The sequence below is a fragment of the Streptomyces sp. CBMA291 genome (assembly GCF_014596525.1).
Lineage (GTDB): Bacteria > Actinomycetota > Actinomycetes > Streptomycetales > Streptomycetaceae > Streptomyces.
The window spans coordinates 168,415-191,179 of the sequence record NZ_MSJP01000115.1 but is presented as its reverse complement, the minus strand read 5'-3'; the positions used below and the strand labels follow the sequence as shown (position 1 = coordinate 191,179).

Annotated in this window: 23 protein-coding genes and 2 rRNA genes; 9 read left to right on the top strand and 16 right to left on the bottom strand. The window is 70.5% G+C overall.

Translation table 11 applies throughout. From position 1 onward, the window contains the following. Together BU197_RS30065 and rrf are read left to right on the top strand one after the other, a co-directional pair. Positions 1-86, top strand: a 23S ribosomal RNA gene (locus tag BU197_RS30065); the annotation flags it as partial. An 88-nt stretch (positions 87-174) separates the two neighbouring features. Further along, a 5S ribosomal RNA gene (gene rrf / locus BU197_RS30060) occupies positions 175-291 on the top strand. Positions 292-362: 71 nt separating this feature from the next. Here the strand turns inward: rrf and BU197_RS30055 are convergent. From BU197_RS30055 to BU197_RS30040, 4 genes are read right to left on the bottom strand one after another with little or no spacing between them, the layout of a single operon-like run. Further along, complete coding sequence (locus tag BU197_RS30055) at positions 363-1,040, bottom strand: response regulator transcription factor (RefSeq protein WP_188271474.1); 678 nt, start codon at positions 1,038-1,040, stop codon at positions 363-365. Next, positions 1,037-2,275: a sensor histidine kinase gene (locus BU197_RS31405; RefSeq protein ID WP_188271473.1), complete on the bottom strand. Its 1,239-nt coding sequence runs from the start codon at positions 2,273-2,275 to the stop codon at positions 1,037-1,039. Before BU197_RS31405 ends, BU197_RS30055 begins: the two co-directional genes overlap by 4 nt. A 13-nt stretch (positions 2,276-2,288) precedes the next feature. Further along, positions 2,289-3,095 carry an ABC transporter permease gene (locus tag BU197_RS30045; protein WP_188271472.1) on the bottom strand — a complete coding sequence of 269 codons (807 nt, stop codon included), beginning with the start codon at positions 3,093-3,095 and terminating at the stop codon, positions 2,289-2,291. Beyond that, entirely contained in the window at positions 3,092-3,997 is a 906-nt protein-coding gene (locus BU197_RS30040) for an ATP-binding cassette domain-containing protein (protein WP_188271471.1), read from the bottom strand. The genes BU197_RS30045 and BU197_RS30040 overlap by 4 nt, the downstream gene beginning before the upstream one ends. Positions 3,998-4,190: 193 nt before the next feature. Between BU197_RS30040 and BU197_RS30035 the strand changes: the two genes are divergently transcribed. Further along, entirely contained in the window at positions 4,191-4,805 is a 615-nt protein-coding gene (locus BU197_RS30035) for a GNAT family N-acetyltransferase (protein ID WP_188271470.1), read from the top strand. On the opposite strand, the gene BU197_RS30030 is transcribed toward BU197_RS30035, so the two are convergent. From BU197_RS30030 to BU197_RS30005, 6 genes are all read right to left on the bottom strand, one after another. Next, positions 4,795-6,453, bottom strand: a complete 1,659-nt coding sequence (locus tag BU197_RS30030) for a type IV secretory system conjugative DNA transfer family protein (protein WP_188271469.1) — start codon at positions 6,451-6,453, stop codon at positions 4,795-4,797. The genes BU197_RS30035 and BU197_RS30030 overlap by 11 nt on opposite strands. Beyond that, positions 6,454-7,848: an ATP-binding protein gene (locus BU197_RS30025; protein WP_188271468.1), complete on the bottom strand. Its 1,395-nt coding sequence runs from the start codon at positions 7,846-7,848 to the stop codon at positions 6,454-6,456. A gap of 84 nt (positions 7,849-7,932) precedes the next feature. Then, entirely contained in the window at positions 7,933-9,486 is a 1,554-nt protein-coding gene (locus BU197_RS30020) for an SCO6880 family protein (protein ID WP_188271467.1), read from the bottom strand. Beyond that, positions 9,483-10,805 (bottom strand): hypothetical protein, encoded by a 1,323-nt coding sequence (locus BU197_RS30015; protein ID WP_188271466.1) that lies wholly within the window; start codon positions 10,803-10,805, stop codon positions 9,483-9,485. The genes BU197_RS30020 and BU197_RS30015 overlap by 4 nt, the downstream gene beginning before the upstream one ends. Next, complete coding sequence (locus BU197_RS30010; RefSeq protein WP_188271465.1) at positions 10,795-11,628, bottom strand: hypothetical protein; 834 nt, start codon at positions 11,626-11,628, stop codon at positions 10,795-10,797. Before BU197_RS30010 ends, BU197_RS30015 begins: the two co-directional genes overlap by 11 nt. 98 nt (positions 11,629-11,726) lie before the next feature. Continuing rightward, complete coding sequence (locus BU197_RS30005; protein WP_024757447.1) at positions 11,727-12,035, bottom strand: hypothetical protein; 309 nt, start codon at positions 12,033-12,035, stop codon at positions 11,727-11,729. A gap of 364 nt (positions 12,036-12,399) precedes the next feature. Here BU197_RS30005 and BU197_RS30000 point away from each other — a divergent pair, with 364 nt between their 5' ends. Together BU197_RS30000 and BU197_RS29995 are read left to right on the top strand one after the other, a co-directional pair. Beyond that, positions 12,400-13,428, top strand: a complete 1,029-nt coding sequence (locus BU197_RS30000) for an NlpC/P60 family protein (RefSeq protein ID WP_411158557.1) — start codon at positions 12,400-12,402, stop codon at positions 13,426-13,428. A gap of 254 nt (positions 13,429-13,682) precedes the next feature. Continuing rightward, positions 13,683-14,408, top strand: a complete 726-nt coding sequence (locus BU197_RS29995) for a phosphatase PAP2 family protein (RefSeq protein ID WP_188271464.1) — start codon at positions 13,683-13,685, stop codon at positions 14,406-14,408. A gap of 80 nt (positions 14,409-14,488) precedes the next feature. Here BU197_RS29995 and BU197_RS29990 read toward each other — a convergent pair whose 3' ends face one another. Continuing rightward, complete coding sequence (locus BU197_RS29990) at positions 14,489-14,713, bottom strand: hypothetical protein (RefSeq protein WP_188271503.1); 225 nt, start codon at positions 14,711-14,713, stop codon at positions 14,489-14,491. A 129-nt stretch (positions 14,714-14,842) separates the two neighbouring features. On the opposite strand from BU197_RS29990, the gene BU197_RS29985 reads away from it, so the two are divergent. Next, positions 14,843-15,685 (top strand): hypothetical protein, encoded by an 843-nt coding sequence (locus BU197_RS29985; RefSeq protein WP_188271463.1) that lies wholly within the window; start codon positions 14,843-14,845, stop codon positions 15,683-15,685. Between the two features lie 115 nt (positions 15,686-15,800). Further along, positions 15,801-15,986, top strand: a complete 186-nt coding sequence (locus BU197_RS29980) for a hypothetical protein (protein ID WP_188271462.1) — start codon at positions 15,801-15,803, stop codon at positions 15,984-15,986. Positions 15,987-16,062: 76 nt separating this feature from the next. On the opposite strand, the gene BU197_RS29975 is transcribed toward BU197_RS29980, so the two are convergent. Next, the gene (locus BU197_RS29975) at positions 16,063-16,419 is read right to left on the bottom strand and encodes a metal-sensitive transcriptional regulator (protein WP_223183587.1); all 357 of its coding nucleotides are present in this window, start codon (positions 16,417-16,419) and stop codon (positions 16,063-16,065) included. A 191-nt stretch (positions 16,420-16,610) separates the two neighbouring features. On the opposite strand from BU197_RS29975, the gene BU197_RS29970 reads away from it, so the two are divergent. Then, positions 16,611-17,231, top strand: coding sequence for a DUF47 domain-containing protein (locus BU197_RS29970; RefSeq protein WP_188271461.1), 621 nt, complete (start codon positions 16,611-16,613; stop codon positions 17,229-17,231). Between the two features lie 5 nt (positions 17,232-17,236). Continuing rightward, complete coding sequence (locus BU197_RS29965) at positions 17,237-18,235, top strand: inorganic phosphate transporter (protein WP_188271460.1); 999 nt, start codon at positions 17,237-17,239, stop codon at positions 18,233-18,235. Between the two features lie 162 nt (positions 18,236-18,397). On the opposite strand, the gene pstB is transcribed toward BU197_RS29965, so the two are convergent. The 4 genes from pstB to pstS form a co-directional block, all read right to left on the bottom strand. Beyond that, positions 18,398-19,174, bottom strand: a complete 777-nt coding sequence (gene pstB, locus BU197_RS29960) for a phosphate ABC transporter ATP-binding protein PstB (RefSeq protein WP_188271459.1) — start codon at positions 19,172-19,174, stop codon at positions 18,398-18,400. Between the two features lie 29 nt (positions 19,175-19,203). Then, entirely contained in the window at positions 19,204-20,277 is a 1,074-nt protein-coding gene (pstA, locus tag BU197_RS29955; RefSeq protein WP_188271458.1) for a phosphate ABC transporter permease PstA, read from the bottom strand. Beyond that, positions 20,274-21,248, bottom strand: coding sequence for a phosphate ABC transporter permease subunit PstC (gene pstC, locus BU197_RS29950; RefSeq protein ID WP_188271457.1), 975 nt, complete (start codon positions 21,246-21,248; stop codon positions 20,274-20,276). Before pstC ends, pstA begins: the two co-directional genes overlap by 4 nt. Before the next feature lie 107 nt (positions 21,249-21,355). Next, positions 21,356-22,504, bottom strand: coding sequence for a phosphate ABC transporter substrate-binding protein PstS (gene pstS / locus BU197_RS29945; protein ID WP_188271456.1), 1,149 nt, complete (start codon positions 22,502-22,504; stop codon positions 21,356-21,358). Positions 22,505-22,765 lie beyond the last annotated feature (261 nt).

The window sequence follows — 22,765 nt, the reverse complement described above, 5'->3', positions numbered from 1 at the left end:
AGTAGACGACTGGGTTGATAGGCCGGATGTGGAAGCCCAGTAATGGGTGGAGCTGACCGGTACTAATAGGCCGAGGGCTTGTCCTCAGTTGCTCGCGTCCACTGTGTTAGTTCTGAAGTAACGAACACGCCCCCCTTGTTGTGGGTGGTGCGGCGGTTCATATCTTCATAGTGTTTCGGTGGTCATAGCGTTAGGGAAACGCCCGGTTACATTCCGAACCCGGAAGCTAAGCCTTTCAGCGCCGATGGTACTGCAGGGGGGACCCTGTGGGAGAGTAGGACGCCGCCGAACAATCATTGTGGGAAAGCCCCGCACCTTCTGGTGCGGGGCTTTCCTGCGTTTAAGGACCTTTTAAGACCGCGTCAGTCGGCCGGTTTCACCAGCTGGGTGTCGTACGCCAGGATCACCGCCTGGACGCGGTCCCTCGCCTTCGTCTTCGCCAGGATTCGGCCCACGTGCGTTTTCACCGTGGATTCCGCGAGGTGGAGGCGGGTGGAGATCTCCGTGTTCGTCCAGCCCCGGCCGATGACCGTAAGGACTTCCAGCTCGCGTTCCGTGAGAGACGACAGGCGTGGGTCCTCCCGGGGATCGGGGACCGGGACGGACGGTGACGTCGGGAGATGGTGGACGTAGGTGTCCAGGAGGCGGCGGGTGAGACTCGGGGCCACGACCGCGTCGCCCGCCGCGACCGCGCGGATGCCCGCGAGCAGCTCCTCGGGCTGGGCGTCCTTCACCAGGAAGCCGCTCGCGCCGGCACGGAGACCGTCGTACGCGTACTCGTCCAGGTCGAAGGTCGTGATGATGAGGACGCGGGTACGGGCGCCCGTAGCGATGATCCGGCGGGTGGCCTCGATGCCGTCGAGGCCCGGCATCCGGACGTCCATGAGGACCACGTCAGGGTGGAGGGCGGAGACCTGGCGGACGGCCTCGGTGCCGTTCGCGGCCTCGCCGACGACCGCCAGGTCGTCCTGGCTCTCCAGGAGCATGCGGAAACCGAAGCGCTGCATCGGCTGGTCGTCGGCGATGAGGACGGTCGTCACGAGCGGGGATCCTCCGGGGCGGCGGGAAGGTGGAGCCGTACCCGCCAGCCCGTGCCGGCCGGCAGGGGGCCGGAGTCGAGTGTGCCGTCGTAGAGGGCCGCGCGCTCGCGCATTCCGGTGAGACCCTGCCCCTGACCGGGAAGCCCTGACGGGGTACCCGTATCGGTGACGCTGGTCAGGAGCCCGTCCGGGGTGCGGGAGAGAAGGACGGTGGCCGTCGCGCCGGGGCCCGCGTGCTTCAGGGTGTTGGTCAGGGACTCCTGCACCACGCGGTAGACGGTGAGTTGGGCGCCCGGCGGCAGGGCGGGAAGCGGGTCGGGCAGCTCAGCCGTGACCGGCAGGCCCGCCTTCCGTACGCCCTCCAGCAGGGCGGGGAGGTCGGCCAGGGTCGGCTGAGGGGTACGGGTGGGCCCCGCGGTGTCGTCGTCCGTGTCGTCGGGGGTGGAGAGGACGTCCAGGAGGCGGCGGAGTTCGTCGAGGGCCTGGCGGCTCGTCGTACCGATGGCGTCCAGGGCCTGGGCGGCGCGCTCGGGACTGCGGGCGGCCGCGTACCGGCCGCCGTCCGCGAGGCCCGTGATGACCGCCAGGTTGTGGCCGATGATGTCGTGCATCTCCCGGGCGATACGGGCCCGTTCGGCGGCGGCCGCGAGACGTACCTCCTGGTCGCGTTCCACCTCCAGACGGCGGGCCCGGTCGACGAGGCCCGCCGTACGGTCGCGGCGGGAGCGGACCGTGATGCCGGCCAGGGTGACGAGGACGGCCGCCCACAGCATGGGGAGGACATGAAGGTCCCAGCGGGCGCCGTCGAAACGGACCGCGCCCGTCACGAGAGGGACCGCGAGGAGCCCGAAAGCCCAGGCGAGGCGGCGCGGCGGGCGGCTCAGGACGATCTGGAACAGAGGAAGCAGCTGGAGGAAACCGGCCTGGAGGAAAGCGCCCGAGGCCTCGCTGACGAGCGCCGGGACGGCCATCACGGCGAGGACCGTGGTGGGCCGACGGCGGCGGGCGAGGAGGGGAAGGGCGAGCGCGAGGCTGAGGGTGACGATCAGGACCGGGGGAAGGGTCGGGTCGCGGGCCTCGGTCCGCCAGCCGGCCGAGGCGTCCACCAGGGCGGCGCAGGTCAGGACGGACGTGAGGGTGCCGTCCCAGAGCCAGGGGCGGGCCGCGTCGGCCGACCGTATCCGGGTGATGAGCCGGTCCGCGTACCGGCTGGGGGCCGTGGTCTGGGTCGTCACCCGGCCATCATCCTCATACGTCCCGGCGGCGGAGCAAGAGCGCGGGTACCGCGAGTGCGGCGACCGCCCACAGGGCGAGGGCCAGCAGGGCGGCTCCCGCTGCGGGGGCGTCCGGGAGCGGGGTCGCGGAGCCGAGGACGGCGGCGGACCGGGCGGGGAAGTACCGCAGGGCGGTGTCGACGGCCTCGTACGGGATCATCCCGGCGACCTGGGGGAGGACGAGGACGCCACCGATGAACGCGCCGAGCGCGCCGGGGACCGAGCGGAGGGCGGCGCCGAGGCCGAGGGCGATCAGGGAGAGCAGGGTCTGGCCGGTGGCGTTGCCGAGGAGGGCGGTGAGGACGCCGTCGTCGGCGAGGGAGGCGGCCTGGTCGGTGTCGTCGAGGAAGAGCTGGGCGGCGAGGAACGTGAGCGTGTTGGTGAGGAGGGAGAGGACGAGGACGGTGGCGCCGAGGGCGGTGGCCTTCGCCCACAGGACCGGCAGGCGGCGGGGGACGGCGGTGAAGGTGGCGCGGGCGAGGCCGGTGGCGTACTCGCCCGCGGTGACGAGGATGCCGAGGACGGCGAGGCAGACGCCGCTGAGCTGGGAGCCGTAGAGGGTGAGGACGACGGTGTCGACGTCGGAGTCGCCGCCGTCGGAGGTGTAGGTGGTGCCCATGAGGAGGCCGACGCCGAGGACGAGGACGGTGGCGCAGAGGAGGGTGATCCAGGTGGAGCGGAGCGTCCACAGCTTGTGCCACTCGGCGCGCAGGACACGGGCGGGGGTGAGCCGGACGGCGGGTGCGAGTGCGGGTGTGGGGGTGGCGGGTGTGGCGGTCATGCCGGGGCTCCCTGGTAGGTGACGGAGTCGTGGGTGAGGTCCATGAACGCCTGCTCAAGGGAGGCGGTTTCGGGGGTCAGGGCGTGGAGTTCGACGGCGTGGGCGGCGGCGATACGGCCGATGGAGGGGGCGTCGACGCCGGTGATCCGGAGGGTTTCGGGGCCTTCGGCGGTGGTGTGGGCCGGGGGCGGCAGGAGGGTGCGGAGGCGGTCGGCCTCGGGCGTGACGACGAGGACGGAGGCGGTGCCCGCGTCGCGTACGAGGTCGGCGACGGTGGTGTCGGCGAGGAGGCGGCCCCGGCCGATGACGATCAGATGGTCGGCGGTGAGGGCCATTTCGGCCATCAGATGGGAGGAGACGAGGACCGTACGGCCTTCGGCGGCGAGGGAGGTGAGGAGGGTGCGGATCCAGCGGACGCCCTCGGGGTCGAGGCCGTTGACGGGTTCGTCGAGGACGACGGTGGCGGGGTCGCCGAGGAGGGCGGCGGCGATGCCGAGGCGCTGGCCCATGCCGAGGGAGAAGCCCTTGACGCGGCGGTCGGCGACGTCGGCGAGACCGGTGACGCCGAGGACGTGCTCGACGCGGGAGCGCGGGATGCCGTGGGTGTGGGCGAGGGCCATGAGGTGGTGGAAGGCGGTGCGTCCCGGGTGGCAGGAGCGGGCTTCGAGGAGGGCGCCGACCTGGGTGAGGGGGGCCGGATGGCCGGAGTAGGGACGGCCGTTGACGGTGGCGGTGCCGTGGGTGGGGGCGTCGAGGCCGAGAAGCATGCGCAGGGTGGTGGACTTGCCCGCGCCGTTGGGGCCGAGGAAGCCGGTGACGGTGCCGGGGCGGACGGTGAAGGAGAGGTCCCGGACGACGGTCCGGGAGCCGTACCGCTTGGTGAGTCGCTCTGCTCGGATCATGTCTTCGACGCTACGGAGCGGGGGCGGGCCGGGCGTCCGACCGGGGTCGGCGGCCGGGCGTGGGGTGTCGTACCGGGGTATGACGGCGAAGGGGTGAACAGGGGGTTCCCTGGGGGCGAGGGTTCCCGGGGGTGGGGTGGGCGCGGGCGGAATTCCCTTGTGGGCGGGGCCGGGGCGGGTGAGGATTCCGGACATGAATCCTGAGAGCCGTACCGCCCGAACCTCCCGTACCGTCCGAACCGTGCGTGCCGTCCGTGCCGACGAGTGGGAGAAGGCGCGTGAGCTGCGGCTCGCGGCGCTTCGGGACCCGGTGGCGCACCTGGCGTACCTCGACACGTACGAGGCGGCGGTCGAGCGGCCGGATTCCGTCTGGCGGGAGAACACCGCGCGGGCGGCGGAGAGCGGCGAGGGGAAGATCCGGCAGTTCGTGGCCGAGGAGTCCGACGGGCGCTGGGTCGGCGCGGTGACGGTTCTGCTGGAACTGGCGGGGCAGGAGCTGCCGTTCGGGGCGTCGCCGGAGACCGCGCAGACGCATCTCGTGGGGGTGTACGTGCGTCCCGAGGCGCGGGGTTCGGGGGTGATCGACGAGCTGTTCCGGACGGCCCTTGAGTGGTCCTGGGCGCACCCGGAGCGGGTCGAGCGGGTGCGGTTGTACGTGCACGGGGAGAACGGGCGGGCCGCCGCCTTCTACCGGCGTTTCGGGTTCGTTCCCTCGGGGGCGCGGGTGCCGGTGCCGGGGCACACCACGGCGATGGAGGTGGAGTACGAGATGCGGCGGGGTGGCGGGGGCGGGGCGGTCAGTGGCTGAGGGTGGTTTCCGGCCAGCGGGCGCGGGCCTGTTCGCGGGAGCGGAGCAGGGCCAGGGTGGGGAGGCCCTGTTCGTGGCCGGACGCGAGGAGTTCGGGGAGCTGGGGGAGCGGGGCCACGGCGGCGATGTCGTCGAGGACGAGTGTCAGCGGCGGGTCGAGCCGGCCGGCGGGTGAGCGGGCGGCCATGCGGCGCCCCAGCTCGACGACGTGTGCGGCGAGGGCGGTGAGGAGCGGCATTCCGCCGGGGCGGGTGCGGGGATCCTCGATGGGTTCCCCGACCACGTAGAGGGTGCCTCCCTCGGGGATGAACGATGTCAGGGACAGCGAGTCCGCCCGGTGGGCCGTGTAGGCGTTCCTGATGTGGACCGAGGAGAGCGCGGCGAGCGCGCGGGCCGTCAGCTGCTGGGCGAGGCGGCGGCTTTCGGGGTGGGCGGTGAGGGCGGCTTCGAGGAGTCCCGCGTGGCCCGAGGCGGCCTTGGGGTGGCTGCGGAGGATCCGTACCGGCTCGTGGGCGCCCGTGCCCTGGGCCCAGCGGTGGACCTGGCGGAAGGGGCGTCCGTCGACGGCGGCGGCGTGCAGCCAGCAGCGCAGGAGCGTTTCCGCGGTTTCGGCGGTGGCCGCGTCCAGGCGGGCGTGCGGGCGTACGGGGGCGAGCAGGGCGACGGCCCGCTGCTGGGCCACGGCCGGGTCCTCGCAGTGCTCCGAGGGCGACCAGTGGAGTCGGGCCGGGGTGTCGCACAGGTGGCCGGGATCGTGGACGAGGACCGGGCCGAGCTTGGCGCGGGCGTCCTTGGTCGTGGACCAGAGAGCGGGGTCGGAGGTGACGACCAGGGCCGCGCCTTCCGCGTCCAGGACCGCCTGGACGGCGGCGGGGTGGCGGGCTTCCGGGGGGCCGTAGAGCGTGCGGGCGGGGAGAGCGGCGGGGGTGGCCGGGGGGCTTGGGGAGGGGAGCGGGATCGGGAGCGAGGGTGTGGGTGCCGGTGTCGGGGGCGGTGTCGGTGTCGCTTCCGGTGTCGGGGTGGGGCCTGGTGTCGAGTGCGGGGCCGGTGCCGAGTGCGGGGCCGGTGTCGGGGTGGCCCCTAGGGGGGTGGGGTGGTCGGGGCTTGGCTCCGGGGTTTCCCGTACGGGGGGCGGGGTGGTGCCCAGGGGGTGGCGGGGGTCCCGTACGGGGTGTCCCAGGATGGCCTCGGGGGAGCCATGGGGTGCCTTCGGGGACTTCCGTAGGGGATCGGCGGGTTCGGGGGCCGGGGTCCGGGCGGGGTTCCTGGTGGGGTGGGGGGCGTACGCGCCCTGCTTGCGGCTGGCGCGGACGGCTCGCCAGCGGGCCAGGGTGCCCAGGGCGAAGACGGCGAGGACGAGGAGGATCATCGCCTCGCCGATCAGCAGGCCCCAGAACAGGCCGTATCCGGAGAGCTGTTCGGGTGGGGTGGTCGGCCAGGCCGCCGGGAGGTCGGTGGGGGCGGTGGCCAGGGAGCGCAGGGCCGAGGGGGTGCCGGTGAAGCCGAGCCCGTCCGGCCAGGCGCCGTGGGAGAAGAGCCCGGCGAGACCGGTCGCCGTCCAGACGAGGACGGTGAGTCCGAGGAGGAGGCCGAACAGGCTGAGCAGCAGCCCGTCGGAGACGCCTCCTCCCTTCCGTACCGGTTCCATCTACGCCACCGTCGACTGGGACGTGCCGTTCATCTGCCGTTCGATGAGGAGGGCGCGCTGTTCGGTCTCCCACTCCAGTTCCGCGTCGGTGGCCGAGGACTCGGTCATCGCGCGGTCGGTGTAGACGAGGGGGCGTTCGCGTTCGGTGATGAGGTGTTTGACCACCTGGACGTTGCCGTTGACGTCCCAGACCGCGATGCCGGGGGTGAGGGTCGGGATGATCTCGACGGCCCAGCGGGGCAGGCCGAGGACCCGGCCGGTATTGCGTGCCTCGTCGGCCTTCTGGGCGTAGACGGTGCGGGTGGAGGCCATCTTGAGGATGGCGGCGGCTTCCTTCGCGGCGGCGCCGTCGACGACGTCGGAGAGGTGGTGGACGACGGCGACGAAGCTCAGGCCGAGGCGGCGGCCGAACTTCAGCAGGCGCTGGAACAGCTGGGCCACGAAGGGGCTGTTGATGATGTGCCAGGCCTCCTCGACGAGGAAGATGCGCTTCTTCCGGTCGGGGCGGATCCAGGTGTGTTCCAGCCAGACGCCGACGATCGCCATGAGGATCGGCATGGCGATGGAGTTGCGGTCGATGTGGGAGAGGTCGAAGACGATCAGGGGGGCGTCGAGGTCGATGCCGACGGTGGTGGGGCCGTCGAACATGCCTCTGAGGTCGCCGTCGACGAGCCGGTCCAGGACGAGGGCGACGTCGAGGCCCCAGGCGCGTACATCGTCTATGTCGACGTTCATCGCCTCGGCCGATTCGGCCTCGGGGTGGCGGAGGCGTTCGACGATGTCGGTGAGGATCGGCTGGCGGTCGACGGCGTGTTCGGTGACGTGGGCGTGGGCGACCTTGAGGGCGAAGCCGGAGCGTTCGTCGAGGCCGTGGCCCATCGCCACCTCGATGATGGTGCGGAGCAGGGCGAGCTGGCCGGTGGTGGTGATCGACGGGTCGAGCGGGTTGAGGCGGATGCCGGAGTCGTTGGCGACCATCGGGTCCAGTCGGATGGGGGTTATCCCCAGCTCCTGGGCGATGAGGTTCCACTCGCCGACGCCGTCCTCGCCCTGGGCGTCGAGGACGACGACCTGCCGGTCGCGGAAGCGGAGCTGGCGCAGGACGTACGTCTTCTCGAGGGCGGACTTGCCGTTGCCGGACTCGCCGAGGACCAGCCAGTGGGGGGCGGGGAGCTGCTGGCCGTACAGCTGGAAGGGGTCGTAGATGTAGCCCTTGCCGCTGTAGACCTCGCGGCCGATGATGACGCCGGAGTCGCCGAGACCGGGGGCGGCGGTCGGCAGATAGACGGCCTGGGCCTGCCCGGTGGAGGTGCGCACGGGCAGGCGGGTCGTCTCCACCTTGCCGAAGAGGAAGCCGGTGAAGGCCTCGGTGAGGACGGACAGCGGATCACGCATCGGTCGGAGTCCCTTCGGCCCCTGGGGCCTGTCTCTCGGATCATGCCGGGCTCACGGCGTCTGGCCTGCCCCGGAGCACAGGTCCTAGCGGCGGATACCGGTCGCGAACGGCAGGGTGTTCACAAAGGCCCGGTGGTGCTCGCGGTCGCACCACTCCAGCTTGAGGTAGGACTTGCCGGCGGAGGCCCTGATCGTGCGCTTGTCCCGGGCGAGGGCTTCGGGTGAACGCGACGACACCGTGATGTACCCGACGAGGTTGACTCCGGCAGCGCCGCTGGCGAGATCTTCACCCCGCTGGTCGAGTCGGCCGTGGGCGGCGATGTCGCGGGGGTCGACCGTGCGGTTCATCTTGGCGGCGCGGCTGGCGTCGGCCTCGTCGTTGGTCTTCTCGGTGAGCATCCGCTCGATGGCGACCTCGGTGGGCTCCAGGTCCATGGTGACGGCGACCGTGCGGATGACGTCGGGGGTGTGGACGAGGAGCGGGGCGAGGAAGTTGACGCCGACGGGGGTCATCGGCCACTCCTTGACCCAGGCGGTGGCGTGGCACCAGGGGGCGCGGGTGGAGGACTCGCGGGTCTTGGCCTGGAGGTAGGTGGGTTCCATCGCGTCGAGTTCGGCGGGCCAGGCGTTGCGCTTGGTCATGGCCTGGATGTGGTCGATGGGGTGGTCGGGGTCGTACATGGAGTGCACGAGGGAGGCGAGGCGGGACTGGCCGAGGGGCTGGCGGACGCGGATGTCGGCCTCGGCGAGGCGGGCGCAGATGTCGGTGAGTTCGCGGGCCATGACGACGGCGAGTCCGCCGTCGCGGTCGAGCTTGCGGGCGCCGGAGGCGTGCCGGGCGGCGCGGGCCATGGCGTTGGCCTCGGCGGCGAGTTCGCGGGTGTAGTGCATGCAGGCGACGAGATAGGCGCGGTGCTGCTCGCTGGAGGTGGAGACCATGGACTGGAGCTGGTCGTAGGACTCCTGGAGCCAGGCGGGGGCGCCCGGGTCGCCGCGCTGGCCGACGTCCTTGGCGTGGGCGTCGGGGTCGGCGGGGAGGGTGCGGGCGAGCATCTGGAGGCGGGTGACGAAGCCGTCGCCGTTGGCGACGTGCTTGAGGAGGGTGCCGAAGCGGTCGACGAGGGCTTCCTGGTCCTCGCTGTCGCGCAGTCCGACGCCGGGGCCCTCGATCTCGATGGCGGCGGTGACGGTGCGGCGGTCGGCGTGCAGGAGGACGGCGATCTCGTCGGGGCCGAAGGGGGCGGCGAGCCAGCCGATGCGGCCGATGCCGGGCGGGGGGCCGATCTCGACCTCGCGTCCGTCGGCGCGGGTGCCGGCTTCGACGGTGGTGGAGCGGTAGGCGGTGCCGCGTTTGAGCATGCGCTTGTAGCTGCGGTTGATCTCGAACCACTTGTAGAACGTGCGGTGCCGGTACGGGAGGTACACGGCGGCGATGGCGAGCATGGGGAGGCCCGCGAGAAGCGCGATCCGCAGGGGGAGGAGGGGGACGAGGAGTCCGCTCATCATGCCGAGGAAGGCGCCGACGATGATCAGGGCGATCTCGCCGGTCTCGCGGTTCTTGCCGACGATCGCGTTCGGCCGGGCGCGGCCGACGAGGTACGTGCGGCGGGGCGCGACCGGTTGGGACTGGGTCGTCAACGCCCTCCACCTCCAGAGTTCTTGCGGTTGCTGTGCGGGGTGTTCGTGGTGGGGCTGCTGCTACGGGGCGGGGGTGTGGCGCTCGTACCGCCTCCGGTGCCTCCGCCGCGGCTGCTGTGGGCGGCCATGCCGCCGGAGACCGGGTTGGCGGGGCGGGGCGGCTGGGAGGCTCCGCCGCCGCCGTCGCCTCGGGAGCTGTGGGTCTTGATGCCCTGGGAGACGAGGGAGGCGGGGGAGGAGATGACGGCTGCCGCGGTGTTCTCGCCGGCGCGGTGCAGGCGGTTGTTGCGGGAGGCGGCGATCTCGTCGCCGAAGCCGGGGACGAAGCGGTAGATCATCGCGGAGGAGAAGATCGCGAGGAGGATGATCGCGAGGCCGGAGACGACGGCGGAGAACGAGTCGGGGCCGGTGCCGGAGGCGAGCGCGCCGGCGAGACCGAGCACGATGACGATGATCGGCTTGACCAGGATGACGGCGATCATGATGCCGGCCCAGCGGCGGACGTGGCCCCACATGTTCTTGTCGACGAGACCCGAGTAGACGACGACGCCGAGGAGGGCGCCGACGTACAGCAGGACGGCGCGGAGGAAGAGTTCGAGGTAGAGGACGCCTGCGGCGAGGACGGTCACCAGGGAGACGATGATCAGCATGATGGGGCCGCCGCCGATGCTGTCCCCCTTCTGGAGGGCTTCCTTGAAGCTGCCGAAGAAGACGTCGGTCTGCTGGCCGGTGCCGGAGGCGATGACCTCGGTGATGGCGTCGGTTGCGTTCACCACGGTGTAGAGGATCAGCGGGGTGAAGGCGGAGGCGAGGACCGTCAGCCAGAGGAACCCGATGGCCTCGGAGAGCGCGGTGGCGAGGGGGACGCCGCGGATGGCGCGCTTGGCTACGGCGAGCAGCCAGATGAGGAGGGTGAGGAAGGTGGCGGCGGCGAAGACGATGGCGTAGCGGCCGAGGAACTGAAGGTTGGTGAAGTCTACGTCGGCGGTTTCTTTTACGGCTTTGGAGAGGTAGTCGATGGTGGCTACGGCGGCGTCCGCGCAGCCGCGGGCGAGGGAGGAGAGGGGGTCGAGGGTGGCGCTGGGGTCGGTGAGGGGTGCCTTGTCGGCTCCGCCGGGCCTGCCACGCTCGCACAGGTCCCTCGCCTGTCCCACGATGAGGCTGCAGTCGCTGTTGGTGGGAGTCGGGGACGGTGTGGTTCCCGGCGGGGTCGGGCTGGGCGCCGCCTGGGCGTACGAGGAGAAAAGGAAGGGCGCGGCGAGGAACGCGGCGGTGAGCGTGGCCGTGGCACGGCCCGCGAGGCTGCGGTTAACGGGCATAGGTGAAGCCTCCGTATCCCTCGACGGCTTCGGCGATCTCGTCGGCGACGGACGCCCTGTTGTCCCCGCTGACCGGGGTGGGGCCCTCGGTCTGGCTGGACGAGCTGACGCGCCAGTCGCCCCCGACCCAGGTGAGTTTCTGCGTGAGCGTGAACCAGGTGGACGTGACGGGCTTGGTCGAACCGGCGCCCGCCAGGCCGACCAGTCCGGTGCACCAGACCTCGACCGTCGCGGAAGTGTCGGTGTAGTCACGGACCTTGGCTCCGACCGGGATGGTGCGGGAGACGAAGGTGAGGCCGGACGGCGCGTTGCCGTTGGCGTCGAGTCCGATGGCGGCGAGGAAGTCACCGGTGTAGGAGTCGTCGAGCCGCTTCAGCAGGGACTCGGCGACGGCGGGGTCGTGGGTGGCGCGCACGATGTCCGCCCGGGGGCCGTCCTGGAACATCTCCGCCGACCCCAGCGCCACCGCGTAGTTCGTCGCCGCGCTCTGGGCGCCTTGGGGGGTGTGGGGGTGGCCGGTGGGGATTCGGCCGTTTTCGGCGGGGACGGGGCGGACGCCGGTGGGGGCGGTGGGGGCGGTGCGGGACTTCGCGGTCCCGGCGGGGCCCGTCGTGTCGGTGCGCTCGCCTCCGCCGCGGTTGGCGAAGGCGATGGCGGCCACGAGGAGGACCACCACGCCCACGACGGTGAGGAGGGAGCGGGAACCGCGGACGGGGCGGCGGGCGCCGCCGTAGACGCCGCTGTTGCCCTCGGGCAGGCGGGTCCGGGTCTGGCCCGAGCCGCCCACGCCGCCGAAGCTGTCGTGCTCGTCACCGGGACTCATGCCGGGTGCGCCCCCTCACTGGTTCGCGGTACGGGCAGTGCTGCAACATGACTGGGCATCAGGGAACGCATTCTCGGGAGGGCGGTGTCCGACGGGTATCAGACGGCCATTCCGTACACGATGGTGAAAAGCGTTCCCAGGGAGCCGATGATGAAGACTCCGGTCAGGCCGGCGACGATCAGGCCCTTGCCCTGTTCCGCGCTGAACGTGTCGCGGAGAGCGGTCGCGCCGATGCGCTGTTTGGCCGCTCCCCAGATGGCGATGCCGAGGCAGAGCAGGATGGCCACGGCCATCACGACCTCGATCATCACCTTGGCTTCGTTGCCCAGGCTTCCGAAAGGTCCCCAGTTGGGGGCGATTCCACCGATGATGGTGGTGATGTCGCCCTTTTCAGCCGCCAGGTACATGTAACTCACCGCCCCTGTGGGGTAGTTGTCTCACCCCTGCCGGACGGCATGGGTCGTCGCCCTATCTTCGCTGATGAAACCGCTCGCGTGTGACGGCTTGACGGCTCTCTTTACCCGATCCCCGCGCGTCTGTCCGACTTGACCGTCTTGACCTGCGGTGGTGTGGCCGGTTTCCATGCGAGGAAGCGTATGGTCACTCTATGTATCACGGAGGGTGACTCCGGGCAATGATTGTCGTTGTTGCACTCTTGGGGCGGCGTCGGGACCGGGGGGAACGGAGGCCGCGCAAACGGCCCGCAGGGGCCCCTCACGGCCTAGACTGTGTCCCCGGGGCGTACTGGCATGGGCCGAGGGGTGGTTGACGGTGCGTAGGGCCGGCAAGGCGTGGCTGGTGGCCGGTGGGGCCTTCGGGGTCTGTCTCGGCTTCATCGCTCTGCTCGTCGTCGGTACGTACTCGGCGGCGGCCGGGATCGCGGGCGGCGCGGGCGGTGTGGCCAACGGCACGGTGGCCCTGGCGAAGGGGGCGGTGCCGGCGGCCTATCAGCCCCTGGTCCAGCGGTGGGGGAACCTCTGCCCGGCCATCAACCCGGCGTTGCTCGCGGCGCAGCTGTACCAGGAGAGCGGCTGGAACCCGAGGGCGGTCTCCCCGGCCGACGCCCGGGGCATCGCCCAGTTCATCCCGAGCACCTGGGCCGGGCACGCGGTGGACGGGGACGGGGACGGCGACCGGGACATCTGGGACCCGGCGGACGCGATCCCCTCGGCGGCGACGTACGACTGTCAACTGGCCGGTTACGTCAAGGACGTGCCCGGTGATCCGGCGAGCAACATGCTGGCGGCGTACAACGCGGGCGCGTACCGGGTGATCCGGCACGGCGGGGTGCCGCCGATCAGCGAGACGCAGAACTACGTGCGCGTCATCCAGTCCCTGGCCAAGAGCTTCGCCCGTCCGGTGGGGCGGGTGGATCCGTCGCGGCAGGCGGCGACCGCGATCGACTGGGCGCAGCGCAAGCTCGGTACGCCGTATCTGTGGGGCGGTACGGGAACGGCCGAGCAGGACGGCCGGTTCGACTGTTCGGGGCTGACGCAGGCGGCGTACGAAGAGGTGGGGATCAAGCTGCCGCGGGTGGCCAACGACCAGTACAACGCCGGTCCGCATCCCTCGCGCGAGGAACTCCTCCCGGGGGACCTGGTCTTCTTCTCCGACGACCTCGCCGACTCGCGTGCCATCCGGCATGTCGGCATTTATGTGGGCGGCGGGTTCATGATCGACGCTCCGCGTACCGGGTCGGTGATCCGTTTCGACCGGGTCGACACCGCGGACTACTTCGGTGCGACCCGGGTCACGGCGGAGGGCGCGGCGGCGCTTCCGACCCATCTCCCGGGCGTCTGACCTCGTTTCCCGGGTTGTCCGGATTCATCTCCCGGGCGCCTGAGGGAAGGAGACGGCCCGTCGGATCGTGTCGGACGTGGCCGGAACCGTCCCTCGTGTCCAGGGGCCCTGCTGCGGGGCACCGTCTCTCTTCGGTAACGTCGTGATGATCCACCGGAGAGAGCGGAACGTGCGCCTCGGGCGACTCGTTTCCTGATCCGACCGCTCTGACCACGGGGGTGGGACGAGACACGAGAGCAAGGGGTTCGCGGCAGATGGCTGTACGCGCATCGGACGGTTCGAACCCCGATGTCGGGCTGCTCTACGACATCAACGGGCTGGCCAAGGCGGCTCCGCCGTGGTTCGACCGGGCCGTGGGGTTCGTCGGCGAGTACGGCATTCCGCTGCTCCTCACGCTCGTCGTGCTGTGGTGCTGGTGGACCGTCCGCAGACGGGGCACCCTCACCGACTCCGTCTCCGCCGTCGCCGGTCTGGTCTGGGCGCCGCTCGCCGCCGGGATCGCGCTGCTGGTCAACGTCCCCATCCGGGGCTTCGTCGAGCGCCCCCGTCCCTTCCGGGACCATCAGGGGCTCGAAGTCCTGGTCGGGGGGAAGACCGACTTCTCGTTCGTCAGCGATCACGCGACCCTGGCGATGGCCCTGGCGGTCGGTCTCTTCATCGCCCACCGGGGCTTCGGTCTCGCCGCCATCGGTCTCGCCCTCGCCGAGGGCTTCGCACGGGTCTACATGGGCGTGCACTATCCGACGGATGTGATCGGCGGTTTCGCCCTCGGTACGGCGGTGGCGCTGCTGCTCGCCCCGCTCGCCCTCGGGGTGCTCACCCCGCTGCTCTCCGCCGTGGCCCGCTCGGGGCGGGGTGCCTGGCTGGTCCGGTCCCGCGGGGCGGCGGGCCCCCGGCGAGCGGAGACCGTCGGCCTGCCCGAGCCGAGGCTGTCGGGCGGCCCTACGGAGGAGACCCGCCGCAACGACCTGGCGGCCTGAGCGGAGACGCCGGCGAGGCCGAGTCGGGGGGAAAGGGGCGGGGTGTCTCCAGGGCCCTTACGGGGGCCGTCAGGGCTCCCCTAGGGTGCCTCGGGGCTCGCTGCCGCCGTCGCCGGTTCCGTAACGGGTTCCGCCGCCGCTCCCGTAAGGGTCGTCGCCGTCGCCTTCAGGTGGTCCGCCGCGTCCGTACGGGTGCGGTCCCGGGAGCGTCTGGCCGGGCCGGTCCAGCCGCAGCCGCAGCGTGCCAGCGCGAACGAGCCGCGCTCCGTGATCGTGATGGTGTGGGAAGAGGCAGGCTCGTGCACCCCACCACCGTACTGCGCGTGACGGTACGCCGGGACCGTCGTTATGGGATCAGGTGTCCCCGGACCCGCGGGCTCCGGGGAAGGGGCGGGCCCGGCAAGCAGCGGTGAGGCGTTGGGGGTTGGCAGACCATGGTGGTGCAGCGGTACGGGCGTCCGCACGGTCGGGGGAGCGGGGCGCTCGCCGTCACCGCCGTACTGGTCGGCTCCCTGGTCGGGGCCGGGGTGGTCGCCGGGTGCGCCGCCCCCGAGGCCCCGAGGCGGCCGGTCGATCCCGCGCTCGCGGTCCGCGGTGCGGCCGAGGTGCTCACCCGGGCCGGTTCCGCGAAGGCCAGTACGTCGATGGAGATGGCCTCGGGCGGCACCCGGGTGACCATCAGGGGCGAGGGCGGCTACGACTTCCGGCGCCGTAGCGGCCGGCTGCGGGTGGTGCTGCCGAAGGACCCGGCGGGGACGGACGCGCACCGGCCGATCACCGAACTCCTCACCCCCGGCGCGCTCTACATGAAGAACCGGGGGGCGGGGGTGCCCGCCGACAAGTGGGTCCGGGTCGACACCACCACCCTCGACGACGGGAACCTGGTCACCGGCGGGGCCACCGATCCCGCCGCCGCGGCCGAGCTGCTGCGGGGGGTGCGGGAGGTCGCGTATCTCGGCGAGGTCGATCTCGCAGGGGTGAAAGTCAGCCACTACCGGGGGGTCGCGGACATCGCCCGCGCGGCGGGGAGCGCCTCGCCGTATCTGCGGGGGGCGCTGACGGCGGCGGCGAAGGGGTTCACGGAGGACGCGGTGCCGTTCGACGCGTATCTCGACGGCGAGGGGCGGCTGCGGAAGGTCCGCCATCAGTTCAGTTTCAGCAATCAGGGGCGGACGGTCGCGGTCGCGTCGACGACCCTGCTGTACGGCTTCGGGGTGCCCGTCGAGGTGCGGCTGCCGGATCACCGGGATATCTACGCGGGGAAGATCGAGTCCTGACCTGCGGGGATGCCGTCGGGGCCATCGGCAAAATGGTCCAGACGTGTCATGCGCGTACGGGGGCCGTGTCCCTACCCTGGGAGGGCTGGGAGACGACGCCGGCAGGAAGAGGTGGATGCGCGTGGCCCCGCCCGGTACAGCAATCGTGCCCGTAGACCCCGACTGCGTCGCCCTCGCCGAGATCGAGCTGTGCGGCGAGCTGATCATCGCGGCTTCGGCGGCGGACGGGGAGCGGCTCAGCGACGACCGGATCGACGAGGTGCTGCGGGTGGCGGCGGAGCGGGCCGTGGAGGACCGCTGACGGCACGGCCCCCGCTCACGGGACGAAACCCGCTGACGGTACGGCCCCGCTTCCGCCGGCCGGGGGTGTGCGCGGTTCAGGTGCGCAGCATGCGGCCGATGGCCTTGGTGGCTTCCTCGACCTTGGCGTCGATGCCTTCGCCGCCCTTGGCGGCCGCGTCGGCGACGCAGTGCCGGAGGTGCTCTTCGAGGAGCTGGAGGGCGAAGGACTGGAGCGCCTTCGTCGAGGCCGAGACCTGCGTGAGTATGTCGATGCAGTAGACGTCCTCGTCGACCATGCGCTGGAGGCCGCGGATCTGGCCCTCGATGCGGCGGAGCCGCTTGAGGTGCTCGTCCTTCTGGTGGTGGTAGCCGTGCACGCCCTGCTCGTGGCCGGCCGGTTCGACGGCCCCGACGGCCTCGGGGGTTACCTGGTCCGCCTCGGTGGTCGTCATCGCGTCCTCCGTTGTCCGTTAAAGGGTGTATACCCCTCGTGGGTATATGGTACCGATCCCCGCCGATCCGTGCGGGGGCCCGCTGCACTTCACTGTGCCTGATGGGCGACACTGAGAGACGCCGGTTAGCCGTGGCCGGATGATGCGCCTAGCATCAGCCTGACCGAAACCCAGCACCCCGAGGACCTCACGTGCGATTTCGTCTGACCCCCAGGGAGACGAGCTTCTACGACATGTTCGCCGCGTCCGCGGACAACATCGTCACGGGCTCGAAACTCCTGATGGAACTGCTCGGAGCGGATCCTTCCGCTCGAGCCGAGATCGCGGAGCGGATGCGGGCAGCGGAGCACGCAGGCGACGACGCGACCCATGCCATCTTCCACCAGCTGAACTCTTCGTTCATCACTCCGTTCGACCGTGAGGACATCTACACCCTCGCGTCCTCCCTCGACGACATCATGGACTTCATGGAGGAGGCCGTCGACCTGGTCGTCCTCTACAACGTCGAGGAGCTTCCGAAGGGCGTCGAGCAGCAGATCGAGGTCCTCGCGCGGGCGGCGGAGCTGACCGCAGAGGCGATGCCGAACCTGCGGACGATGGCCAATCTCACCGAGTACTGGATCGAGGTCAACCGGCTGGAGAACCAGGCGGACCAGATCCACCGCAAGCTGCTCGCCCATCTCTTCAACGGCAAGTACGACGCCATCGAGGTGCTGAAGCTCAAGCAGATCGTCGATGTGCTGGAAGAGGCGGCCGACGCCTTCGAGCACGTGGCGAACACGGTGGAGACCATCGCGGTCAAGGAGTCCTGAGCTTCGTGGACACCTTCGCCCTGATCGTGACCATCGGTGTCGCGCTCGGCTTCACGTATACGAACGGCTTTCACGACTCCGCCAACGCCATCGCCACCTCGGTGTCGACGCGTGCGCTGACCCCCCGGGCGGCGCTCGCGATGGCCGCGGCGATGAACCTGGCCGGTGCCTTTCTGGGCAGCGGCGTCGCCAAGACGGTCAGCGAGGGGCTGATCGCCACCCCGCACGGCGACAAGGGGATGGGCATCCTCTTCGCCGCTCTCGTCGGCGCGATCATCTGGAACCTGGTCACCTGGTACTTCGGTCTTCCGTCCTCGTCCTCGCACGCCCTCTTCGGCGGCATGGTGGGCGCGGCGCTCGCCGGAGGGACCGAGGTCATCTGGAGCGGGGTGCTCGACAAGGTCGTCATCCCGATGTTCGTCTCCCCGGTGATCGGCCTGGTGGCCGGTTATCTGGTGATGTGCCTGATCATGTGGATGTTCCGCAAGTCCAATCCGCACAAGGCCAAGCGCGGTTTCCGGATCGCGCAGACGGTGTCGGCGGCGGGCATGGCGCTCGGTCACGGTCTCCAGGACGCGCAGAAGACGATGGGCATCGTCGTGATGGCGCTGGTCATCGCCGATGTGCAGGGTGCCGGGGACGACATTCCGGTGTGGGTGAAGATCTCCTGCGCCCTGATGCTCTCGCTCGGTACGTACGCGGGTGGCTGGCGGATCATGCGGACGCTCGGCCGGAAGATCATCGAGCTGGACCCGCCGCAGGGCTTCGCGGCGGAGACGACCGGTGCGTCGATCATGTTCGGTTCCGCGTTCCTCTTCCACGCGCCGATCTCGACGACGCATGTGATCACGTCCGCGATCATGGGCGTGGGCGCCACCAAGCGGGTCAACGCCGTGCGGTGGGGCGTCGCCAAGAACATCATTCTCGGCTGGTTCATCACCATGCCGGCGGCGGCGATCGTGGCGGCACTCAGCTATTACGTGGTGCAACTGTTCTTCGGCTGACGCTCTGACGGCTCGATGGTCTGGCGGTCTGGCGGTCTGACGCCCGATGGTCTGATGGCTGAGAGTCGATGGTCGTGACGATGTGGTCGGGCCCGGCTCCCCTCGGGGGAGCCGGGCCCTTCGTCATACGGTGGCACCGCCATGCAGCACCGCAGACGGTCTTTATCCGAAGCGGCCGGAGATGTAGTCCTCGGTCGCCTGGACGCTCGGGTTGGAGAAGATGCGCTCGGTGTCGTCCAGCTCGATCAGCTTGCCGGGCTGGCCGACGGCCGCCAGGTTGAAGAAGGCGGTGCGGTCGGAGACACGGGCCGCCTGCTGCATGTTGTGCGTCACGATGACGATGGTGAAGCGTTCCTTCAGCTCGCTGATCAGGTCCTCGACGGCGAGCGTGGAGATCGGGTCGAGGGCCGAGCAGGGCTCGTCCATCAGCAGGACCTCGGGCTCGACCGCGATGGCGCGGGCGATGCACAGGCGCTGCTGCTGGCCGCCGGAGAGGCCGGAGCCCGGCTTGTTGAGGCGGTCCTTGACCTCGTTCCAGAGGTTGGCGCCCTTGAGGGACTTCTCGACGACGTCGTTCAGCTCGGCCTTCTTGTACTTGCCGTTGAGCCGCAGACCGGCCGCCACGTTGTCGAAGATCGACATGGTGGGGAAGGGGTTGGGGCGCTGGAAGACCATGCCGACCGTGCGGCGGACGGCGACGGGGTCGACGTTGCTGCCGTACAGGTTCTCGTCGTCGAGGAGCACCTTGCCCTCGACCCGGCCGCCGGGGGTGACCTCGTGCATACGGTTCAGGGTGCGCAGGAAGGTGGACTTGCCGCAGCCGGAGGGGCCGATGAAGGCGGTCACGGAGCGGGGCTCGACGGTCATGGAGATGTCGTCGATCGCCTTGTGGGCGCCGTAGTACGCGGAGAGGCCGCTGACGTCGATTCGCTTGGCCATATCAATTCACTTCCAGAGGTGGTCGCTGGTCAGCGGCCGGTCTTGGGGGCCTTCCAGCGGGCGATGCCGCGGGCCACCAGGTTGAGGATCATGACGAAGGCGATCAGGACGAGCGCGGCGGCCCAGGCGCGGGCCACGGCGGCGTCGGTGCCGACCGCGTACTGCTCGTACACGTAGAGCGGCAGGGAGGACTGGGCGCCTTCGAAGGGGTTCGGGTTGATGAGCCGGGTGCCGAACACCAGGAGCAGGACCGGGGCCGTCTCGCCGGTGATACGGGCGACCGCGAGCATGACGCCCGTGGTGATGCCGCCGATCGCGGTGGGCAGGACCACCTTCAGGATGGTGCGCCACTTGGGGATGCCGAGGGCGAGGGAGGCCTCGCGCAGCTCGTTCGGGACGAGCTTGAGCATCTCCTCGGTGGAGCGGACCACGACCGGCATCATCAGGATGGCGAGGGCCAGCGCACCGGCGAAGCCCGAGGGGCCGAAGCCCAGCATCAGGGTCCAGGTGGAGAGGACGAACAGGCCGGCGACGATCGACGGGATGCCCGTCATGACGTCGACGAAGAAGGTGACGGCCTGGGCGAGCTTCCCGCCGCCGTATTCGACGAGGTAGACGGCGGTGAGCAGGCCGATCGGGGCGGCGATCAGGGTCGCGATGCCGACCTGTTCGATGGTGCCGAGCAGGGCGTGGTAGACACCGCCGCCGGCTTCGGCGTCGAGGACGCCGTTCATCGAGTGGGTCAGGAAGTAGAAGTCGAGGACGGCGGCGCCCTTGCTGATCGTGACCCAGGCGAGGGAGAGCAGCGGGATGACGGCGAGGACGAAGCAGACCCAGACGAGGCTGGTGGCGATGCGGTCCTTGGCCTGGCGACGGCCCTCGACCTTGCTGGTCAGCGCGTAGGTGACGAGGACGAACAGGAGGGCGGCGATCAGGCCCCACTGGACCTTGCTGTGCCAGCCGGCGCCGAGGCCGAGGCCGACCGCCGCGGCGATCGATCCGGCGGCGATGGCGGCCGGGGTCCAGCGGGGGAGCTGGGCCTGGGAGAGGGAACCGGTGACCGGGGTGGTCGTGACCGGGCGTTCCTGTATGGCGTGGCTCATGCCGCTGCCCCCGAGTACTCCTTGCGGCGGCCGATGATCCAGCGGGCGGCGCCGTTGACCAGCAGGGTGATGACGAAGAGGACGAGACCGGAGGCGATGAGGGCGTCCCGGCCGAACTCGTTGGCCTCGTTGAACTTGGCGGCGATGTTCTGCGCGAAGGTGCCGCCGCCCGGGTCGAGGAGGTGACCCGAGATCAGGAAGCTGGGGGAGAGGACCACGGCGACGGCCATGGTCTCGCCGAGCGCGCGGCCGAGGCCCAGCATGGAGGCGGAGATGATGCCGGAGCGGCCGAAGGGCAGCACCGACATGCGGATGACCTCCCAGCGCGTGGCGCCGAGGGCGAGGGCGGCTTCCTCGTGCATCTTCGGGGCCTGGAGGAAGACCTCGCGGGTGACGTTGGTGATGATCGGAAGGATCATGATCGCCAGGAGGATGCCCACGGTGAAGAGGTTGCGGGCGACGCCGTCCTGCGACTTGTCGAAGACGTACGTCCAGCCGAGGTACTGGTCGAGCCACTTGTTGAGGCCGTCCAGGTACGGGACGAGGAAGATCGCGCCCCAGAGGCCGTAGATGATGCTGGGGACGGCGGCAAGCAGGTCGACCACGTACGCGAGCGGCTTGGCCAGCTTGCGCGGGGCGTAGTGCGAGATGAAGAGGGCGATGCCGATCGCGACCGGTACGGCGAGGGCCATCGCGACGACCGAGGAGACGATCGTGCCGAAGGCGAGGACGGCGATGCCGAAGACCGGCGGGGTGCTCGCCGGGTTCCACTCGAAGGTGGTGAAGAAGTTGGTGCTGTCCTTCGAGACGGCGAGGGCGGCGCGGTAGCTGAGGAAGACCGCTATCGCGGCCATGATGACGAGGAGGGTGATGCCGGATCCCCGGGACAGGCCGCTGAAGACGCGGTCACCGGGGCGGGTGGCGCTCTTCGCGCCCCGGCTCCTCTGGGTGTCTGGTGTGGTGGTAGCCATCTGCTTCTCCGGTCTGCGGTGCCCTCACGGACGTGGGGGCTCCTGGCGGCGGTGCACCGGATGCCGGGCCCGGCCTCCCTGGGCGGGAGGCCGGGCCCGGTCGGGGGTCAGGACAGGGTGGGGACGATCGTGCGGACCTTGGCGGCGATCTCGGCCGGGAGCGGGGCGTAGCCGGCGTCGGCGAGGACCTTCTGGCCCTCCTCGCTCACGGTGTAGTTGAGGAAGGCCTTGAGGGTCGGCAGGGTCTCCGCCTTGTTGCCCTTGTCGCAGGCGATCTCGTAGGTGACGAGGACGATCGGGTAGGCACCCTCGGCCTTCGTCGTGTAGTCGAGGGAGAGGGCGAGGTCGCTGCCCGTGCCCTTGACCTTGGCGGCGGCGATGGCCTTCGACGCGTTCTCCGAGGAGGCGGCGACGGGGGCGGCGGCACCGGTGTTGATGCTGACCGTGGAGATCTTGTTGGCGGTGGCGTAGGACAGCTCGAAGTAGCCGATGGAGCCCTCGGCGTCCTTGACCGCGGTGGCGACGCCGGAGGAGCCGTTGGCGGCCTGGCCGCCCTGGGCGGGCCACGACTTCGACTTCGGGTCGTGCTTCCAGTCGGCCGCCGCGGCGGTCGAGAGGTACTTGCCCAGGTTCTGGGTGGTGCCCGACTCGTCCGAGCGGTGGAAGGCCTGGATGGTGCTGTCGGGGAGCTTGGCGCCCGGGTTCAGCTTGGCGATCTCCGGGGCGTTCCACTTGGTGATCTTGTTGTCGAAGATCTTGGCGATGGTGGAGGCGTCCAGGACCAGGTTGTCCACGCCGTTGAGCTTGTAGCCGATCGCGATCGGGCCGCCGACCATGGGCAGGTTGACGCCCTTGCCGGTCTTGCAGATCTTCTGCGACTCGGCGACTTCCTCGTCCTTCAGGGCGGAGTCGGAGCCCGCGAAGGCGACCTGGCCCTGGTTGAACTTGGTGATGCCGCCGCCGGAGCCGATGGCCTGGTAGTTGATCTCGACACCGGAGCACGCGGCCTGGAAGTTCTTGACCCACAGGTCCATCGCGTTCTTCTGCGCGCTGGAACCGGCGGCGAGGAGCTGGCCCTTGGCACCTTCGCAGGCGATGCTCGACGCCGGGGCGGCGGCGGAGGTCTTGGCGCCGTTCTCCTTGGCCGGGGTCTCCGTGTTGTTGTCCGAGCCACACGCCGAGAGGACGAGCGCACCGGAGACGACGAGGGCACCGATCGCGGAGGCGCGAAGCCCGTTCTTGCGCGAAAGCTTCACTTTCGGGTGTTCCTTCCAGAAGCCGCCCTGCTGCGGGCTGTATGTCCGAGTTCTACGGCGGCGTGTGTCGGTGGGTGGTGCATCGCTGTGCTCTGTGCACCGTGTAAGGCCGAAATTAGGCAGATCAGGTGAAGCGGCCAACGGGAGAGAGTGAACGGAAAGTGAACCGTGCCGGAAGCCCGGGTGCGGGCCGCCGCAGGCTGCTCCGAGCGGGGGAAACGGGGGTACGGGAGACACGTGGGGGCTCGTACGCGTACGTAC

Coding starts and splice junctions, on each gene's coding strand:
- BU197_RS30035 (WP_188271470.1), top strand. CDS start 4,191: ATGAATCCTGAGAGCCGTACCGCCCGAACCTCCCGTACCGTCCGAACC.
- BU197_RS30030 (WP_188271469.1), bottom strand. CDS start 6,453: ATGGAACCGGTACGGAAGGGAGGAGGCGTCTCCGACGGGCTGCTGCTC.
- BU197_RS29980 (WP_188271462.1), top strand. CDS start 15,801: ATGCGCGTGGCCCCGCCCGGTACAGCAATCGTGCCCGTAGACCCCGAC.
- pstA (WP_188271458.1), bottom strand. CDS start 20,277: ATGAGCCACGCCATACAGGAACGCCCGGTCACGACCACCCCGGTCACC.
- BU197_RS30005 (WP_024757447.1), bottom strand. CDS start 12,035: ATGTACCTGGCGGCTGAAAAGGGCGACATCACCACCATCATCGGTGGA.
- BU197_RS30010 (WP_188271465.1), bottom strand. CDS start 11,628: ATGAGTCCCGGTGACGAGCACGACAGCTTCGGCGGCGTGGGCGGCTCG.
- pstB (WP_188271459.1), bottom strand. CDS start 19,174: ATGGCCAAGCGAATCGACGTCAGCGGCCTCTCCGCGTACTACGGCGCC.
- pstC (WP_188271457.1), bottom strand. CDS start 21,248: ATGGCTACCACCACACCAGACACCCAGAGGAGCCGGGGCGCGAAGAGC.
- BU197_RS29995 (WP_188271464.1), top strand. CDS start 13,683: ATGGCTGTACGCGCATCGGACGGTTCGAACCCCGATGTCGGGCTGCTC.
- BU197_RS29985 (WP_188271463.1), top strand. CDS start 14,843: ATGGTGGTGCAGCGGTACGGGCGTCCGCACGGTCGGGGGAGCGGGGCG.
- BU197_RS30045 (WP_188271472.1), bottom strand. CDS start 3,095: ATGACCGCCACACCCGCCACCCCCACACCCGCACTCGCACCCGCCGTC.
- BU197_RS30015 (WP_188271466.1), bottom strand. CDS start 10,805: ATGCCCGTTAACCGCAGCCTCGCGGGCCGTGCCACGGCCACGCTCACC.
- BU197_RS30040 (WP_188271471.1), bottom strand. CDS start 3,997: ATGATCCGAGCAGAGCGACTCACCAAGCGGTACGGCTCCCGGACCGTC.
- BU197_RS30025 (WP_188271468.1), bottom strand. CDS start 7,848: ATGCGTGATCCGCTGTCCGTCCTCACCGAGGCCTTCACCGGCTTCCTC.
- BU197_RS29975 (WP_223183587.1), bottom strand. CDS start 16,419: ATGACGACCACCGAGGCGGACCAGGTAACCCCCGAGGCCGTCGGGGCC.